Consider the following 17,806-nt stretch of genomic DNA (forward strand, 5'->3'; position numbering starts at 1 on the left):
GGTAACTAATGTTGAATGATAAAGACCTAACTACGTGGCAAACATTTGGCCGTTTATGGCCATTGATTAAGCCATTTAAGCTCGGACTGATTGTCTCTGCCGTGGCACTGATTTTGAATGCCGGTACGGATGCAATGATGCTCTCATTATTGAAACCCTTGCTAGATGATGGTTTTGGTAAGGCTGGCAGTCGCGTATTAGTCTGGATGCCATTGGTTGTGCTTGGGCTGATGGTCATGCGCGGCATCACCAGCTATGTTTCAACCTACTGCTTGTCATGGGTTTCTGGCAAGGTGGTAATGACCGTTCGTCGTCGGCTATTTGGTCATATGATGAATATGCCGGTTTCTTTCTTTGATCAGCAATCAACGGGAACGTTATTGTCCCGTATTACTTATGATTCAGAGCAGGTTGCTTCCTCTTCCTCCGGTGCATTAATCACCGTCGTTCGTGAAGGGGCCTATATTCTGGCGCTGTTTGGCATCATGTTTTATAACAGCTGGCAGCTATCCTTGATTTGGTAATTCTGGCGCCGGTTGTCTCTTTTGTTATCCGTTTTGTTTCCAAGCGTTTTCGTAGTATCAGTAAAAATATGCAAAACACGATGGGGCAAGTTACCGCCAGTGCTGAACAGATGCTAAAAGGGCATAAAGAAGTCTTGCTATTCGGTGGTCAGGATGTAGAAACGGATCGTTTTAATAAAGTTAGCAACAGGATGCGTCAACAAGGTATGAAGATGGTTGCGGCATCAGCCATATCTGACCCCATTGTTCAACTGATAGCCTCAACCGCGTTAGCAATGGTGCTGTTTGCTGCCAGTTTCCCCAGCATTATGGATACGTTGACTGCTGGTACCATTACCGTGGTGTTCTCTTCAATGGTGGCATTAATGAAGCCGCTTAAATCATTAACTAACGTTAATGCTCAATTCCAACGTGGTATGGCTGCCTGTCAGACATTGTTTGCCATTCTGGATATGAAAACAGAACAAGATACCGGTACTCTGAAAGTTGATCGCGTACAGGGCAATGTTGAACTCAGGAATGTGACATTTACTTACCCAACTAAAGATGTGCCTGCATTGAGAAATATCAACCTGACAATTCCAGCTGGAAAAACGGTGGCGTTAGTGGGGCGTTCTGGCTCGGGTAAATCAACCATTGCTAATTTATTGACGCGCTTTTATGACATCCAAGAAGGTGAAATTCTGATTGATGATCATGAAATTCGTGAGTATACCTTGGCATCGTTGCGCTCTCAGGTGGCGGTAGTTTCTCAAAGTGTTCATTTGTTTAATGACACCATAGCCAATAACATTGCTTATGCCCGAACTACTGAGTATTCCCGTGAAGACATTGAGAAGGCCGCAACAATGGCCTACGCGATGGATTTCATCAATAAAATGGATAATGGCCTCGACACCGTGATTGGTGAGAACGGGGTTCTGCTATCCGGTGGTCAGCGCCAGCGTATTGCTATTGCTCGAGCATTATTAAGGGACAGTCCTATTTTGATCCTTGATGAAGCAACCTCTGCGCTGGATACTGAATCAGAACGCGCTATCCAAGCCGCGCTGGATGAGTTACAGAAAAACAGGACTTCTCTGGTGATTGCCCATCGCCTGTCCACGATCGAGAAAGCAGACGAAATTCTGGTTATTGAAGATGGGCGTATTGTTGAACGTGGCAACCATGCCTCGCTGATTAAGAATAGCGGCACTTATGCTCAGTTGCATCGGATGCAATTTAGCCAATGATTGAGCGCATTTGGTCCGGCGAATCCAAAATCTATTTGCTGCTGTTGCCGCTTTCATGGCTATATGGCTTGATTAGCGGTTTAAGGCAGCTTGGATATCGTCATGGCTGGTTAACGTCATGGCGCTCGCCGGTACCGGTTGTGGTCGTTGGTAATTTGACGGCCGGTGGTAATGGTAAAACACCGGTAGTGATTTGGTTGGTGGAGAATTTACAACGTCAGGGAATTCGAGCTGGCGTGGTATCCCGGGGATATGGTGGAAAATCTGATCGCTATCCTTTGGTCTTGGATCAAAACACCAGCACGGAAGTCGCGGGAGATGAACCGGTGCTTATCTTCCAACGTACTGGCGCACCTGTGGCGGTTGCCCCCGTGCGATCAGATGCGGTCAAAACCCTACTTAATCAATTTAAACTGGATGTCATCATCACTGATGATGGATTGCAGCACTACGCATTACAGCGAGATGTTGAACTGGTTGTGATTGATGGTGTTCGGCGCTTTGGTAATGGTTGGTGGTTACCCGCAGGTCCAATGCGTGAACGAGCAGGGCGCTTGCGTTCCGTTGGTGCCGTGATTACCAATGGGGGCAAAGCACGGGAAAATGAAATATCGATGGAGCTCAAACCGGGAGAAGCGATTAATCTGCTGAGTGGTGAGCGCTGTCAGGTGGTGGATCTCACACGGGTTGTTGCAATGGCAGGAATCGGTCATCCCCCTCGTTTTTTCCAAACCTTAAGCACGCTCAATGTGCAACCTGAGCAAACCCATGCTTTTGCCGATCATCAGCCATACACGGAAGCTTTGTTGGCAAATCTAGTCAACGCAGAACAAAGCTTACTGATGACAGAAAAAGATGCAGTAAAGTGCCGGGCCTTTGCTCAAAAAAATTGGTGGTATTTACCTGTTGACGCTCAACTTCCCGCCGAAAGTGCGGAGAAGCTATTAGCCTTGATAATGAGTAAGATTGAGAAAAAATAGTCCCTCGTTACTTTATTGAATAACTAAAATACGCCTCGCTTCATCAAGTATCCGTATGGTGTTTATCATTAAATCCTCGGGTGAAATATGATATTCTTGCCCATCATAAAGTTATGTTACTCGTCCGATAATAGAGGTCGTGCATGGATCATCGTTTGCTGGAAATCATTGCTTGCCCGGTTTGTAATGGGAAACTCACCTTTAATAAAGAACATCAGGAACTGATTTGTAAGATTGATGGTTTAGCTTTTGCTATTCGTGACGGCATCCCCGTCTTACTTGAGTCTGAAGCGCGCAAACTGACGTTAGATGAGAAAACAGTATGAGTTTTATTGCAATTATCCCTGCTCGTTACGCCTCGACTCGTCTACCGGGTAAACCGCTGGCTGACATCGCAGGTAAACCGATGGTGGTTCACGTCATGGAAAGAGCACTGGAATCCGGTGCATCTAGAGTGATTGTAGCAACCGATAATATTGATGTACAAAAAGCCGTAGAAGCGGCTGGTGGAGAGGTTTGCCTTACCAGCCCGCACCATAATTCCGGAACCGAACGTTTGGCCGAGGTAATCGAACGTTATCAGTTCAGTGATGATGAAATCATCGTTAACGTTCAGGGTGATGAACCTCTAGTACCTCCAGTGATTATCCGTCAGGTTGCTCATAATCTGCTTGGTGCTGATGCCGGTATGGCAACACTGGCGGTGCCAATTACTTCTGTTGAAGAAGTGTTTAATCCGAACGCGGTTAAAGTGGTTATCAATAGCGAAGGCTACGCGCTCTATTTTTCAAGGGCAGCGATTCCTTGGGATCGCGAACGTTTTTCCGTTTCTCAGAAGGAAATCGGCGATTTCTATCTTCGCCATATAGGTATTTATGCCTACCGTGCTGGATTTATTCGTCGCTATATCAGTTGGGCGCCAAGCCCACTTGAGCAAATAGAAATGTTAGAGCAGCTAAGAGTGTTATGGTACGGCGAAAAGATTCACGTTGAAGCTGCGATTGAAGTACCTTCCGTTGGCGTCGATACGCCTGAAGACTTGGCCCGCGTTCGGGAAGTGCTGGGTCATCAGTAAGGATCATTCGGGTAGAGAATAAGCCGTTCGGAGTGCTTCCGAACGGCTTATTCATATTAAACAATAAAAACTACTCTTTGACGGTTAGCCATAAATCGCCCAACGTTTCGTACCAAGCACGTTCGCTATGTGACAAATAGATAGGGGAAGGAAAGGCTTTCTCCCAAGGGCTAAGTGGCCCCAATGATGCCAACTGATTGGCGGGCGCTGGAATAGGGTTTAATCCCTCCTTCTGAAAAATACGCATTGCTCTGGGAAGATGGTTGGCAGAGGTCACCAATAACAGCGTTTTTTGCCGTGCTATCTGAGCTACCGCCTGCGCTTCTTCGATCGTATCTTGGGCCTGTGGCAACATGATGATGTCCTGTTCAGGGACACCTAAGCTCTCAGCGACCATCGCTGCGACTTTCGCATTGGGTAAAGGATTGGAAATCGCGGCAGCGCCCGTAAAAATCATTTTAGCGCCAGGGTGTTGACGATAAAGGCGAACCCCTTCAGTGACTCTTGGCAAGCTGTTAGACAAAAGATTAGCGCTCGGTGCCCATTCCGGATTGTAAGTATAGCCACCACCAAGAACCACGATATAGTCGATGGGACCCTTTTTCTGGTAGGTAGCATAATGATTTTCCAGCGGCATCAGTAATCTGTCAGCAACTGGTTGGAGACTCAGTAGCAATAAAGCAAGCCAGCTTACCGTCATCAGTGTTTTTGCGCTTTTTTGCCAACGGCTAAACCAAAGTAGCAGCAGTGCAAGCGCCATTAACAGCAGCAGGAAGGACAAAGGAAGCAGCAGGTTACCGATAATTTTTTTTAAAATAAATAGCATGTCTTTTCCAAAAAACGGGTGTTCTTTGTATAAAAAAACACCATCCGAATATCCAGACAGGATGAATAAGATTTATTCTATATCAGCCTGTGTCAAAATAGCAGGCTGATATAATGAGAGACTCATTTGTGAGTTATGGAAATAAAGTCTGGCGGAGTCAATTTGAGAGCCACCAAAGATCGTAATTTTGATGATATTGCAGAGAAGTTTTCCCGCAATATCTATGGCACGACAAAAGGCGAAATTCGTCAGGCGGTGTTGTGGCAAGATCTCGAGCACCTGCTGTCACTCATGCCCCAGCGTCCATTGCGTATCCTTGATGCTGGCGGTGGTGAAGGGGTAATGGCCTGTGAGATGGCTGCGCGTGGGCATCAGGTGATTTTTTGTGACATCTCAGCAGAAATGCTGAAACGAGCAGAGCTGGCCGCGGCAGAAAAAGGTGTGAGCCAACAGATACAATTTATCCACTGTGCAGCAAAGGATGTATCAGATCATTTAGAACAGCCGGTAGATCTGGTATTGTTTCACGCGGTTTTAGAATGGGTTCAGGACCAGCGCGGTACGCTGGAAGCGCTGATCCAATGCCTGCAGCCCGCAGGCATGTTATCATTGATGTTTTACAATTATAACGCACTGTTATTTCGTAATATTACGTTAGGTAATTTTGGCTATATTGAAGCCGGGATGCAAAAAAAGAAAAAGCGAACGCTGTCACCTGACCGACCACTGGAACCTCAGCAGGTCTATAATTGGTTAGATGAAATGCAGATGGTCACCATCGGCAAGAGTGGAGTCCGAGTTTTTCATGATTATGCACAGAATAAACAACAACAGCAGCAGGATTTTGCTGCCTTGTTGGCACTGGAGTTGCGCTATTGCCGACAAGAGCCGTTTGTCAGTTTGGGACGTTATATTCATGTGATAGCACAAAAGCCAAACGAGTCGAACGTAAAGGATGAACTATGAGTGATTTTTCCCAGACTGTACCTGAACTGGTCGCCTGGGCGCGTAAAAACGATTTTTCATTGTCGTTACCAACAGAACGTCTGGCATTTTTATTAGCCATAGCCACGCTGAATAGCGATCGGTTAGATGGTGAAATGAGTGAAGGCGAACTGGTTGATGCATTCAGACATGTAAGTAAAGGGTTTGAGCAAACTCACGAAACCGTTGCGGTGCGTGCTAACAATGCTATCAATGACATGGTGAAGCAACGACTTTTGAACCGTTTTACCAGTGAACTGGCCGATGGTAATGCTATCTATCGTTTAACACCGTTGGGCATTGGTATTACCGACTATTATATTCGCCAGCGTGAATTCTCTTCACTGCGCCTCTCTATGCAGCTATCGATCGTTGCTCAGGAACTGAACCTGGCAGCCGAAGCAGCCGAAGAGGGCGGTGATGATTTCCATTGGCACCGAAACGTATTTGCCCCGCTGAAATATTCGGTTGCCGAAATCTTTGACAGTATCGATCTCACCCAGCGCATAATGGATGAGCAGCAACAAAACGTAAAAGATGATATCGCTGCCCTGTTAGGTAAAGACTGGCGAGCTGCTATTTCGAGCTGTGAAGCCTTATTGATGGAAACTTCAGGTACCTTGCGGGAACTGCAAGATACGTTGGAAGCCGCTGGGGATAAACTTCAGGCCAATTTATTACGCATTCAGGATGCCACAATGAACAATTCTGAACTGCTGTTTGTCGATAAATTGGTATTGGACTTACAGTCTAAACTGGATCGTATTATCAGTTGGGGTCAGCAAGCTATCGATCTGTGGATTGGCTACGATCGCCATATCCATAAATTTATCCGTACAGCGATAGATATGGATAAAAACCGCATCTTCTCCCAGCGTTTACGCCAATCATTACAAACCTACTTTGACCAACCTTGGGCGCTAACTTACGCAAATGCCGAACGACTGTTTGATATGCGTGACGAAGAGTTGGCCCTTCGTAGTGAAGAGGTTACCGGTGAACTTCCACCGGATTTAGAATTTGAAGAATTTACCGAAATGCGAGAGCAAATAGCGGCGCATATTGAAGCGGCACTTGAGATCTATCGACGGGATGCCCTGCCGTTGGATCTAGGTGCAGTCATGCGTAGCTATTTGACTCAATTCCCACGTTCCCGCCACTTTGACGTAGCCCGACTGTTAGTCGATCAGGCCGTCAGACTTGGCGTGGCAGATGCTGATTTCTCCGGGTTGCCTGCCGAATGGCAGTCAATTAACGATTACGGAGCCAAGGTGCAGGCCCATGTCATCGACAAATATTGAACAAATCATGCCGGCTAAGCTGGCTCAGGCAATTGCTAATTCACTTTTCCCGGCGCTTGATAGCCAATTGCGCTCTGGTCGCCATATCGGCACGGATGAACTAGATAATCATGCTTTCCTGATGGATTATCAGGATGAGTTGGAGCTGTTTTATCAACGCTATAACGTTGAGTTAATTCGGGCGCCAGAAGGGTTCTTCTATTTGCGTCCTCGCTCCACCACGCTGATATCCCGCTCGGTTCTATCCGAATTGGATATGATGGTAGGTAAGATTCTTTGCTATCTCTACCTCAGCCCGGAGCGGTTAGCGCAGGAAGGTATCTTTAGCGGTCAGGAACTGTACGAAGAGCTGATTTCATTGGCAGATGAAAGCAAACTATTAAAATATGTCAACCAGCGTTCGACCGGTTCTGACCTTGACCGTCAGAAACTACAGGAAAAAGTCCGAACGTCCCTTAACCGATTGCGCCGTTTAGGCATGGTGACGTTTATGGGAACTGACAGCACTAAGTTTCGAATTACCGAAGCGGTTTTCCGTTTCGGTGCGGATGTTCGCAGTAGTGACGATCCAAGAGAAGCGCAATTGCGTATGATTCGTGATGGTGAGGCGATGTCGCTGGAGAATAGTTTGTCACTGACTGATGATGACCAGAATAATGAAAACGTGGCGGATAGCGCGGAGGATGAACAGGAATGATTGAACGCGGTAAATTTCGCTCGTTAACGCTGGTCAACTGGAATGGCTTTTTTGCCCGAACTTTTGATCTGGATGAGTTAGTCACTACACTTTCTGGCGGTAACGGGGCAGGGAAATCCACCACCATGGCGGCTTTCGTTACTGCTTTGATTCCCGATCTGACATTACTTCACTTCCGTAATACCACGGAAGCGGGAGCCACCAGTGGTTCCAGAGATAAAGGTCTGTACGGTAAGTTAAAAGCCGGTGTTTGTTATGCCACGTTAGACGTGGTGAACTCCCGACATCAGCGTGTTATCTGCGGGGTTCGTTTACAGCAAGTTGCCGGTCGTGATAAGAAGGTGGATATCAAACCCTTCACTATTTCGGGTTTACCGGCAGCGATACAGCCGACTCAAATTCTGACTGAGACAGTCGGTGAGCGTCAGGCTCGCGTCCTACCTCTGCCTGAGTTAAAAGAGCGGGTTGAAGCTATTGAAGGGGTTCAGTTTAAGCAATTTAACTCTATTGCTGACTACCATGCACTGATGTTTGATTTGGGCGTTATTCCTAAGCGTTTACGCTCTTCTTCCGATCGCAGTAAGTTCTATCGTCTGATTGAAGCTTCATTGTACGGTGGTATTTCCAGTGCCATCACCCGTTCCTTACGGGATTACCTGCTGCCGGAAAACAGCGGAGTGCGTAAAGCCTTCCAAGATATGGAATCCGCACTGCGGGAAAACCGCATGACACTCGAGGCTATTCGAGTTACTCAGTCTGACCGAGATCTGTTTAAGCACCTGATTTCTGAAGCAACCTCTTATGTGGCCGCTGACTATATGCGTCACGCCAACGAACGACGGGTTCATCTTGACGGGGCATTGGTGCTACGCAATGAGTTGCTTACCAGCCGGACTCAATTGATTACTGAGCAGTATCGTCATGTTGAAATGGCGCGAGAGCTGACGGAGCAGTCCGGAGCGCAAACCGATCTTGAAATGGATTATCAGGCCGCCAGCGATCATCTGAATTTAGTACAAACGGCAATGCGCCAACAGGAAAAGATCGAACGTTATCAAGGCGATCTGGATGAGTTGACGTACCGTTTAGAAGAGCAAAATGAAGTTGTTGCTGAGTCTAATGAACAACTGGCGGAATATCAGGCTCGCACCGAAGGTTCTGAACTTGAAGTTGATGAGTTAAAAAGCCAGTTGGCTGACTATCAACAAGCGTTGGACGTACAGCAAACTCGGGCCATTCAGTACCAGCAGGCGTTGACCGCGCTGGAACGTGCTCGTGAAGTGTGCCAACTGCCCGAGCTGACGGCAGATAATGCTGATGAATGGTTAGATACCTTTACTGCCCGCGAGCAAGAGGCAACGGAAGCATTATTAGCACTGGAGCAAAAACTTAGCGTAGCCGATGCGGCGCACAGTCAGTTTGAAGAAGCCTATCAGTTGGTTTGTAAAATGGCTGGTGAAGTCAGCCGGGCGGATGCTTGGAAAACAGCGAAAGAGCTATTACGCGACTGGTCATCACAGCAGCATCAGGCGGAGCGAGTCAATGCATTACGCATTCAGCTTTCAGAGCTGGAGCAGCGTTTACGCGAGCAGAAAGATGCAGAACGTTTACTGCAAGAATTTTGTAAGAAAGCCGGACATGACTATCAACTGGAAGCGTTGGAAGACGTTCGTAGCGAGCTGGAAATGCGTCTGGAAGAGCTGTCTCAGGGCGCAGCCAGTTTTGGTGAACAGAGAATGTCTCTGCGTCAGGAACTGGAACAAGCCAACAGTCGTATCAAACAGTTATCAGAGAGAGCACCGGTCTGGATTGCTGCTCAGGATGCACTCACTCAGCTCGGTGAGCAGTGTGGTGAAAGCCTAGAAAACAGCGCTCAGATTACTGAACAGATGCAGTACCTGTTGGAGCGTGAGCGTGAAACTACCGTAGAACGCGACCAAATATCACAGCAAAAAAGTTTGATTGAGCAGCAAATTGAACGCCTGAGTCAACCGAGCGGAGCTGAAGATGGTCGTCTGCTGGCTTTAGCCGAGCGCTTTGGCGGCGTATTGTTATCTGAAATTTATGATGATGTGGTACTGGACGATGCGCCTTATTTCTCCGCGCTATACGGACCCGCCCGCCACGGTATCGTCGTGCCGGACCTTTCTCTGCTACGCGAGCATTTAGATGCTCTGGATGATTGCCCGGAAGATCTGTATCTGATTGAAGGAGATCCTCAATCATTTGATGACAGCGTCTTTGAGGCGGAAGAACTGACTGGCGCAATAGTAGTTAAAGTTTCCGATCGCCAGTGGCGCTATTCGCGTTTCCCGGAAGTGCCGTTATTTGGTCGAGCAGCCCGTGAAAACCGTCTGGAAGTACTGAGTGCAGAGCGCGAGGAATTGGCAGAACGTTATGCCACTATCTCTTTTGACGTACAAAAAACGCAGCGCTTGCACCAAAGTTTCAGCCGTTTTGTTGGCACACATCTTTCCGTGGTGTTTGATAGTGACCCAGAAGCGGAGATCCGCCAGTTAACTTCTCGTCGTAATGAAGTTGAACGTGAGCTGAATGGTCATGAAGGTCAGGAGCGTCAGCATAAACAACAGATCGATCAGGCTAAAGAGAGCATTAGCCAATTAAACCGCATCATGCCGCTGTTACACTTGATGGGGGATGACTCCCTGATTGAACGTGTTGACGTGATTCGTGAAGATCTGGAAGAGGCTCAGGAAGCCGCTCGCTATGTTCAACAGCATGGCAACACATTAAACAAACTTGAGCCATTAGTGGCGGTGTTGCAAAGCGACCCAACGCAGCATGAGAATTTACAGGCCAGCTATACGCAGGCGCAGGCGGTGCAGCGTCAGGCTAAACAACAGGCTTTTGCGTTAACTGAAGTGGTACAGCGTAGAGTTCATTTCAGCTACAGCGATTCGGCCGGCATGCTGACGGAAAACTCCGATTTAAACGATAAGCTACGTCAGCGTCTCGAGCAGGCAGAAGCCGAACGCAGCCGCGCCAGAGAGCAATTAAAATCTTATCAGGCCCAAGCTTCACAATTTAATCAAGTGCTCGCATCCCTCAAGAGTTCTTACGATGCCAAGCGCGATATGCTGAAAGAGTTAGGGCAGGAGTTGCAGGATATCGGCGTTCAGGCCGATTCCAATGCGGAAGCCAGAGCCAAGCAGCGCCGTGATGAGCTGTATGCCGGATTGCACCAGAATCGCCAGCGCTGTAATCAACTGGAGAAACAAATTACCTTCTGTGAAGCCGAGATGGATAATTTACAGAAGCGGTTACGCAAAGCAGAACGTGAATACCACCAGATTCGCGAACAGGTTGTCACTGCGAAAGCGGGTTGGTGCCTAGTGATGCGACTGGTTAAAGACAATGATGTTGAACGCCGTCTACATCGCCGTGAACTAGCTTATATGGATGCAGAAGAGCTGCGCTCAATGTCGGATAAAGCATTGGGTGCATTGCGTTTGGCGGTTTCTGATAACGAACATTTACGTGATGTCCTCAGAGCGTCGGAAGATCCTAAACGACCAGAGCGAAAAATTCAGTTCTATATTGCGGTCTATCAGCACCTAAGGGAGCGTATTCGTCAGGATATTATTCGTACCGACGATCCGGTTGAAGCCATTGAACAAATGGAGATTGAACTGGCTCGATTGACGGAAGAGTTAACGGCCCGCGAGCAGAAGCTGGCAATCAGTTCCAAGAGCGTAGCTAACATTATCCGCAAAACGATTCAGCGCGAGCAGAACCGTATTCGTATGCTGAATCAAGGCTTACAGGCCGTTGCCTTTGGTCAGGTTAAAAGCGTACGTTTAAATGTCAATGTGCGTGAAGCCCATGCGACATTACTCGAAGTCTTGTCTGAACAGCAGGAACAACACCAGGATCTGTTTAGTAGTAATCGGTTAACCTTCTCTGAAGCTTTAGCTAAACTCTATCAGCGTTTGAATCCGCATATTGATATGGGGCAGCGTACAGCGCAGACCATTGGTGAAGAGTTGCTGGACTACCGTAACTATCTGGAGCTGGAAGTGGAAGTATTCCGTGGCTCTGACGGTTGGTTGCGTGCCGAAAGTGGAGCTTTATCAACCGGTGAGGCTATCGGTACCGGTATGTCGATTTTGGTGATGGTGGTTCAGAGCTGGGAAGAAGAGTCCAAACGATTACGTGGTAAAGATATTTCGCCATGTCGTCTTCTGTTTCTGGATGAGGCCGCACGTCTTGATGCCAACTCGATTGCGACACTGTTTGAGCTTTGCGATCGTTTAGAGATGCAATTGGTGATTGCCGCCCCGGAAAATATTAGTCCGGAAAAGGGCACAACCTATAAGTTGGTTCGTAAGGTATTCCAAAATCATGAACACGTTCATGTGGTTGGCCTTAAAGGGTTTGCAGTAAATAAAGAGCCTGCTAAAGTTGAAAGTGAAGCGAAAAAAAGTGATGAACCAGATGTTTCTGAAGAGTTGTTACAATAAAACAATCTGAGATTATTGTTTAATTGTTATCTCGTTAAGATAATCTATGTTCAGGTCGCCGAGAGGCGGCCAATTTTTCGACTGCCAACTTATACAGGATGTTTAGTAGAAATGTTTAATTAGAGTGTATGTTTATCAAGCCATTTTAACGTTCAAATGGGGCATATAGTGGCAATGGTCAATAATTTGTTGGTAAGAGCAGGGGACAAAGGATGTTGTTGGTAAAACGAAAAATTATTAAAAATTTGGCGGTCAAATGTACATTAACGGCGTTGATGGCATTTCCATTGGGCGGATGTGCAGCTGATGAAGACCTGAATAATCAGGCTCCAGCCACTATTTCTGCAGAAGCAGCAACTGCAACGGCAGGGGAATCAGCAACAATAGCAGAAACACCCGCTATTGAAGTCCCTGCACAAGACCCAGCTCTTGTTGCTCAAGCTCGCGATGCGTTAATGACAGCATTGCCAGCAGGCGTAACGTTAAAGTTCATGCCTGAGTTGAGTTCGGTTTATGCCGTTTCAGAAATAAAGTCCCTTTGGGAAGATGAGAAAGTTCAGAAACAGTTTGAACAGCAACTAGCCGAAATGGCGCTGGCGGGTATACAACCTCAATTTGGGCAATGGGCGAAATTATTAACTCAGCCTGACATTACCGGTATGGCGAGAGATGCCATCTTGACTGATGCTTTGTTGGGCTATATGCATTTTGTTGAGGGTGTTAAAACTAATGGCAATCGTTGGTTATATAACAATGGCGCTTACAAAATGGCGGCCCCTTCGGTTGAGGCAATCGCTCAATGGCAGCAGGCAGTAAAAGATGGTAACTCAGAAGCGTTTATTCAAAGTTTAGCGCCGCAAAATATCTTCTATAGCAAAATGCATGATTCATTAAAGCCATTAGTTGAAGATGTTCAACCATGGCCGCAAATCACGCTTTCCAAGCAGAGTTTACGTCCAGGGAGCAGCAATAAAGATGTTCCTGCACTACGAGATATTCTGGCTCGCAGCGGTTTTATCAAGGGTGAAGGGGGTAATTCTCATGATGCAACAGCAGAAGGCGGGGCTTCATCATCTAAGAAAAAAGTATCACTGGTATATAGCGGTGAACTGGTTGATGGCGTAAAACGTTTTCAGCAAATGTATGGAATGGAAGCTGATGGTGTCATCGGTGATAGCACGCGTGAAGCGTTAAATATGGCACCGCAAACTCGTGCCGCTATTTTGGCGTTGAATATTCAGCGCTTACGCTTATTACCGAAGGATATGAGTCACGGTATTTTTGTTAACATTCCAGATTACACGCTGTTTTACTACGTCAATAATGAATTGGTTTTAGAGTCCCGAGTTATTGTCGGCTCGGTAAAACGTAAAACACCATTGATGAGCAGTGCGTTAAATAATGTGGTCGTTAACCCACCGTGGAACGTTCCGGTTAAATTGATTCGTGAAGATTTAGCGCCTAAAGCTAAGCGCGATGTGGAATATCTGAAACGCGGTGGCTATACGGTCTATTCCGGTTGGGGTAAAGGCGCTACCGTTGTTGATCCAAGTACGATTAATTGGTCAGCTGGCGGAAACTATCGCTTACAGCAGGCTCCTGGTCGGAGTAATGCATTAGGACGCTTTAAGTTTAATATGCCGAATGATGATGCTATCTATTTGCATGATACCCCTAACCATCGCTTGTTTGACAAAAATATGAGAGCGTTAAGTTCAGGCTGTATTCGGGTTAATAAAGCCTCCGAACTGGCTAATATTCTGTTAAATGGCGTGGGTTGGGATGACAACAAAATACAAAACACGCTGAAGCGCGGCAGCACGACTTATGCCAATATTCGAGAAGAGATCCCTGTGCAGCTTTATTATATGACCTCTTGGGTGTCAAATAGCGGTAATCCTGAATATCGTACCGATATTTATGGATACGACAGTGCGGCACAAGAAGGAATTAAAGAATTACCTCAGGTAGAAAAGTTATTGCGCTAATGCAGTAATCCTTTTATTTCTGTTGTCATAATAATATGTGTTTACGGGTGCTTACATTTAAGCACCCGTAGAAACAGTCAAAGTCTGGACTGTGGGGCATTAAAAGTTATGCTGTACACAGGCTTAATTTAATAGTCGATTGTTTTATTAACACTTTTGCTTACTACATTGATAGTGAAACAATATGGCATAAATCAGTTCATGTCTGCGCCTATTGGTGTAACGAAATTATTTTGTAACCTGTTTTACTGAGTATAAATAGAATTATGGATAAAATTGATCATCACCGTCGTAAATGGCTGACTATTAGTGGCGCAGCATTAGGTTTGGCACTGATTTCTGATGCGGCATTTGCTGCTTCCAGCACCTCAACGGCAAAAAAAGGTAAGAGTGCGCTACGTACCCGTACTTTGTTGGTTAAGAATATCAATACAAATGAAACTATTCAGTCAACTTACTTTAACGGTAAGAGCTATGACAAAACAGAACTATCCCGTTTAAATCATATTTTCCGCGATCGGCGTAACGACCAAATTACCACCATTGATCCTCAGCTTTACGATAAGCTCTATTATTTACAAAAGCAGTTTGGTAATAAACAAATTGAGCTTATTTGCGGTTATCGTAGCGTAGACTCCAATAATGATATGCGTAGCCAGAAGCGTGGGGTAGCAAAGCATAGCTATCATACGTTAGGTCAAGCGGCTGATATTCGTATCGAAGGCGTACCGCTGAGAAGCCTGAGGGATGCTGCATTACAGATGAAATCCGGAGGGGTTGGCTATTACCCATCCAGTGATTTTGTACATGTTGACACTGGGCCAGTTAGAACCTGGTAATTAGGGCTATTTTCGACATGAAATGTATAAGGCGTCTACTCAGACGCCTTATTTTATGCAGGGAGCTAAACAAATCAGAAAGAAGTGGTAATATAATTTATTGCTTAAAATAGTAATCATATTAGCTATGAGGGAGAGCTTCTTTGAAATACAAAATTATTCCAGTCACACCTTTCCAGCAAAATTGCACATTATTGTGGTGTGAAGAAACGAAACAGGCCGTGATTGTTGATCCTGGCGGGGAGCCTGCGATACTAAGCAAAACGATTGAAGAGCTGGGTTTAACACTGGTTAAAGTATTATTGACGCATGGACATCTGGATCATGTCGGTGCAGCCAGTAAAATGGCACGACGTTACACGGTGCCGATTGTTGGGCCTCATAAAGATGATGCTTTTTTACTGGAAACGCTGTTAGAGCAAAGCGCCCGTTTTGGTTTAGAACATTGCACGCCATTTGTTCCAGACCGCTGGTTAGACGAAGGCGATATCGTTAAATTTGGTCATGTAGAACTACAGGTTCGCCATACGCCTGGCCATACCCCAGGTCATGTTATTTTCTTCTCTGAATCTACCCGATTAGCATCCGTCGGTGATGTCTTATTTGCCGGTGGTATTGGTAGAACCGATTTCCCTCGGGGAGATTACCAAGCATTAATTACATCTATTCGCGATAAGTTATGGCCTCTGGGTAATGATGTTCAATTTATTCCGGGCCACGGGCCAATGTCTACTTTTGGTGAAGAGCGAATGACCAATCCGTTTGTTGCCGATCGGGCGTAATAGAGTTGTCTATCCAGTATACGACGGCAAACAACTGCATATCACTTCATGTTTTTCTGGCGGCAATTGCCGCCGGGATCTCCTGCTAAATTGATAAACGAGTCTATATAGAGTCGAACGCTTTTTTTGATGTGGTGTTATCAATAACGTCAGTTTGTTTTAATGTGGTATTTCAATATAAGCACCTTATTGAATAATAATGAACGCAATCAATATTAATAAGGTGTAATCATTGCGTTGTTACACAAAATATCCCCCTTCATTTCTCAGAATTTAATTCTGAATAATATTTCTGCACCAACTTATTATCTGAAAATATATTATTTCTAATATTTATTTTTAATTAGTTAGTTTTATTAAAGAAAAAATAATATCATCTTGGAATTATATCAATTCAATGGACTACAAGACCGATGAATAAAGGGAGTTTTCTGTTGGTGTTATCGTGTTGGATAATGCTGGCACCAGAAATGGCCTATGCAGCCCCATTAAGCCCATCCGATAGAGAAGAAGCGCAACAACAACAGCGCGATATCCTATTACAAAACCAACAGCAGCGAGATAATTTAGAGCGCAATGTGGAATTGCAACCGGCGCCGCCAGTTGCTACGCCTGAAATATCCGGGCGGTGTTTTTCCATTGCTCAAATTAATATTGACCAAACAACCCAACTCTCAGAAAACGATAAAAACCAGTTGGTCCAACCTTATATTAACCAGTGCATTGGTATTTCGCAGATATCCCAATTAGTCGAAGCGGTTTCCGAGTGGTATATCAGCCGCGGCTATATTACCAGTCGGGCGTTTTTAACCGAACAGGACCTCTCCTCCGGCACCCTGAATATTTGGGTACTGGAAGGCAAACTGGAAAACGTGCTGCTGGAAGGGGAGTCGACGACTGCCATTAGCATGGCGTTTCCCGGCCTCGAAGGAAAAATCTTTAACCTGCGTGATATTGAACAGGGCATGGAGCAGATTAACCGCCTGCGTACCGTTCCGGTACAGATTGAAATCTTACCGGGCAGCACGCAGGGATTATCGGTGGTGAATCTGGCGGCTACGCCGGAATTCCCACTGGATGTCACCTTGGGTTTTGATAACAGCGGGCAAAAAAGTACCGGCACCGGGCAGATGAACGCATCGATTACCGGCAATAACCTGCTGAGGATTGCCGATAAATGGTTTGTGAGCGGCGCTAAAAGCAGCGATTTATCCAACAGTCATGACGCTCAAAGTTTACAGGCCAGCCTTAGCGTGCCTTATGGTTACGCCCTGTTTGATTACAGCTACTCTTGGAGTGACTACCTGAGTGGCATAGATAACCGGGGCTATGTATGGCGTTCACGCGGCGATAGCCAAACCCACCGACTGAACAGCAGTTGGACGCTGTACCGCGACGGCGATATTAAAACCGCCTTGTCTTTCGGGGTCACGCACCGCATTAACCGCAATTACCTCAACGAGGTTCTGCTGGAAAGCAGCAGTCGTAAACTGTCGAGCTTCACGATTGGCGTCAACCACGGTCAAAAATTGTGGGGTGGTTTTGCCACGCTCAACCCGGCGTACAGTCAAGGTGTGCCGTGGCTGGGGGCAGAAGATGACGAAGGAAAACTCGCCGGTGCGCCCAAAGCGGAATTTGCCAAATGGAGCGTCTCCGGCAGTTACTACCTCCCGTTAACCGAACGGGTGACCTGGTTGAGTAGCCTGTACGGCCAGTGGACACCGGACCGGCTGTACGGTAGCGAACGTTTAACCCTCGGCGGGGAAAGCTCTGTTCGAGGCTTTAAAGAGCAGTATCTGGCGGGAGACAACGGCGGCTACCTGCGAAATGAATTGAATACCGCTCTGTTTACCATGCCGGTGATGGGGCAGGTGAGTCTGGTGACCGCGGTCGATGGCGGTTACCTGCAACACGACAGTCTGGATAAATACGCTTCCGGCACCCTCTGGGGCGCGGCGGTGGGGGTGTCTACGGTGAATCGCCACGTCTCCAGCAGCTTTACGCTGTCCAAACCGTTGAAGTACCCGGACTGGCTCGACGCTGACCGCTACTCCGTCTATTACCGCATTGGACTTATGTTTTAATTAAACGCATCAG

The 17,806-nt window shown here is 46.5% G+C and carries 12 protein-coding genes and 1 pseudogene; 12 read left to right on the forward strand and 1 reads right to left on the reverse strand.

Annotated features, from left to right (window positions below; genetic code table 11):
• Window positions 1-8 precede the first annotated feature (8 nt).
• The 4 genes and pseudogenes from msbA to kdsB all read left to right on the forward strand — a co-directional run bounded on the left by msbA (window position 9) and on the right by kdsB (window position 3,811).
• Window positions 9-1,756: pseudogene (gene msbA / locus HYN51_RS05780) on the forward strand (lipid A ABC transporter ATP-binding protein/permease MsbA).
• The gene (gene lpxK / locus HYN51_RS05785) at window positions 1,753-2,736 is read left to right on the forward strand and encodes a tetraacyldisaccharide 4'-kinase (protein WP_108901959.1); all 984 of its coding nucleotides are present in this window, start codon (window positions 1,753-1,755) and stop codon (window positions 2,734-2,736) included. Before msbA ends, lpxK begins: the two are co-directional and overlap by 4 nt.
• Before the next feature lie 143 nt (window positions 2,737-2,879).
• The gene (locus tag HYN51_RS05790) at window positions 2,880-3,062 is read left to right on the forward strand and encodes a Trm112 family protein (RefSeq protein WP_108901960.1); all 183 of its coding nucleotides are present in this window, start codon (window positions 2,880-2,882) and stop codon (window positions 3,060-3,062) included.
• A complete protein-coding gene (gene kdsB, locus HYN51_RS05795) occupies window positions 3,059-3,811 on the forward strand; it encodes a 3-deoxy-manno-octulosonate cytidylyltransferase (protein ID WP_108901961.1) in 753 nt (250 codons plus the stop codon). The genes HYN51_RS05790 and kdsB overlap by 4 nt, the downstream gene beginning before the upstream one ends.
• Window positions 3,812-3,881: 70 nt before the next feature.
• On the opposite strand, the gene elyC is transcribed toward kdsB, so the two are convergent.
• Window positions 3,882-4,637, reverse strand: a complete 756-nt coding sequence (gene elyC, locus HYN51_RS05800; RefSeq protein ID WP_108901962.1) for an envelope biogenesis factor ElyC — start codon at window positions 4,635-4,637, stop codon at window positions 3,882-3,884.
• A gap of 162 nt (window positions 4,638-4,799) precedes the next feature.
• On the opposite strand from elyC, the gene cmoM reads away from it, so the two are divergent.
• From cmoM to HYN51_RS05840, 8 genes are all read left to right on the forward strand, one after another.
• Window positions 4,800-5,603 carry a tRNA uridine 5-oxyacetic acid(34) methyltransferase CmoM gene (gene cmoM / locus HYN51_RS05805; RefSeq protein WP_230514026.1) on the forward strand — a complete coding sequence of 268 codons (804 nt, stop codon included), beginning with the start codon at window positions 4,800-4,802 and terminating at the stop codon, window positions 5,601-5,603.
• The gene (mukF, locus tag HYN51_RS05810) at window positions 5,600-6,922 is read left to right on the forward strand and encodes a chromosome partition protein MukF (protein WP_108901964.1); all 1,323 of its coding nucleotides are present in this window, start codon (window positions 5,600-5,602) and stop codon (window positions 6,920-6,922) included. Before cmoM ends, mukF begins: the two co-directional genes overlap by 4 nt.
• Window positions 6,903-7,619 (forward strand): chromosome partition protein MukE, encoded by a 717-nt coding sequence (gene mukE, locus HYN51_RS05815; RefSeq protein WP_108901965.1) that lies wholly within the window; start codon window positions 6,903-6,905, stop codon window positions 7,617-7,619. Before mukF ends, mukE begins: the two co-directional genes overlap by 20 nt.
• Window positions 7,616-12,100 carry a chromosome partition protein MukB gene (gene mukB, locus HYN51_RS05820; protein WP_108901966.1) on the forward strand — a complete coding sequence of 1,495 codons (4,485 nt, stop codon included), beginning with the start codon at window positions 7,616-7,618 and terminating at the stop codon, window positions 12,098-12,100. The genes mukE and mukB overlap by 4 nt, the downstream gene beginning before the upstream one ends.
• Window positions 12,101-12,312: 212 nt before the next feature.
• On the forward strand, window positions 12,313-14,088 hold the full coding sequence (ldtD, locus tag HYN51_RS05825) for a L,D-transpeptidase (protein ID WP_108901967.1): 1,776 nt from the start codon (window positions 12,313-12,315) through the stop codon (window positions 14,086-14,088).
• Window positions 14,089-14,354: 266 nt separating this feature from the next.
• Window positions 14,355-14,927 (forward strand): YcbK family protein, encoded by a 573-nt coding sequence (locus HYN51_RS05830; protein ID WP_108901968.1) that lies wholly within the window; start codon window positions 14,355-14,357, stop codon window positions 14,925-14,927.
• A gap of 143 nt (window positions 14,928-15,070) precedes the next feature.
• The gene (locus HYN51_RS05835; protein ID WP_108901969.1) at window positions 15,071-15,709 is read left to right on the forward strand and encodes an MBL fold metallo-hydrolase; all 639 of its coding nucleotides are present in this window, start codon (window positions 15,071-15,073) and stop codon (window positions 15,707-15,709) included.
• Between the two features lie 413 nt (window positions 15,710-16,122).
• On the forward strand, window positions 16,123-17,793 hold the full coding sequence (locus HYN51_RS05840; RefSeq protein WP_108901970.1) for a ShlB/FhaC/HecB family hemolysin secretion/activation protein: 1,671 nt from the start codon (window positions 16,123-16,125) through the stop codon (window positions 17,791-17,793).
• Window positions 17,794-17,806: the final 13 nt, after the last annotated feature.

It is taken from the genome of Limnobaculum parvum (assembly GCF_003096015.2).
Taxonomy (GTDB): domain Bacteria; phylum Pseudomonadota; class Gammaproteobacteria; order Enterobacterales; family Enterobacteriaceae; genus Limnobaculum; species Limnobaculum parvum.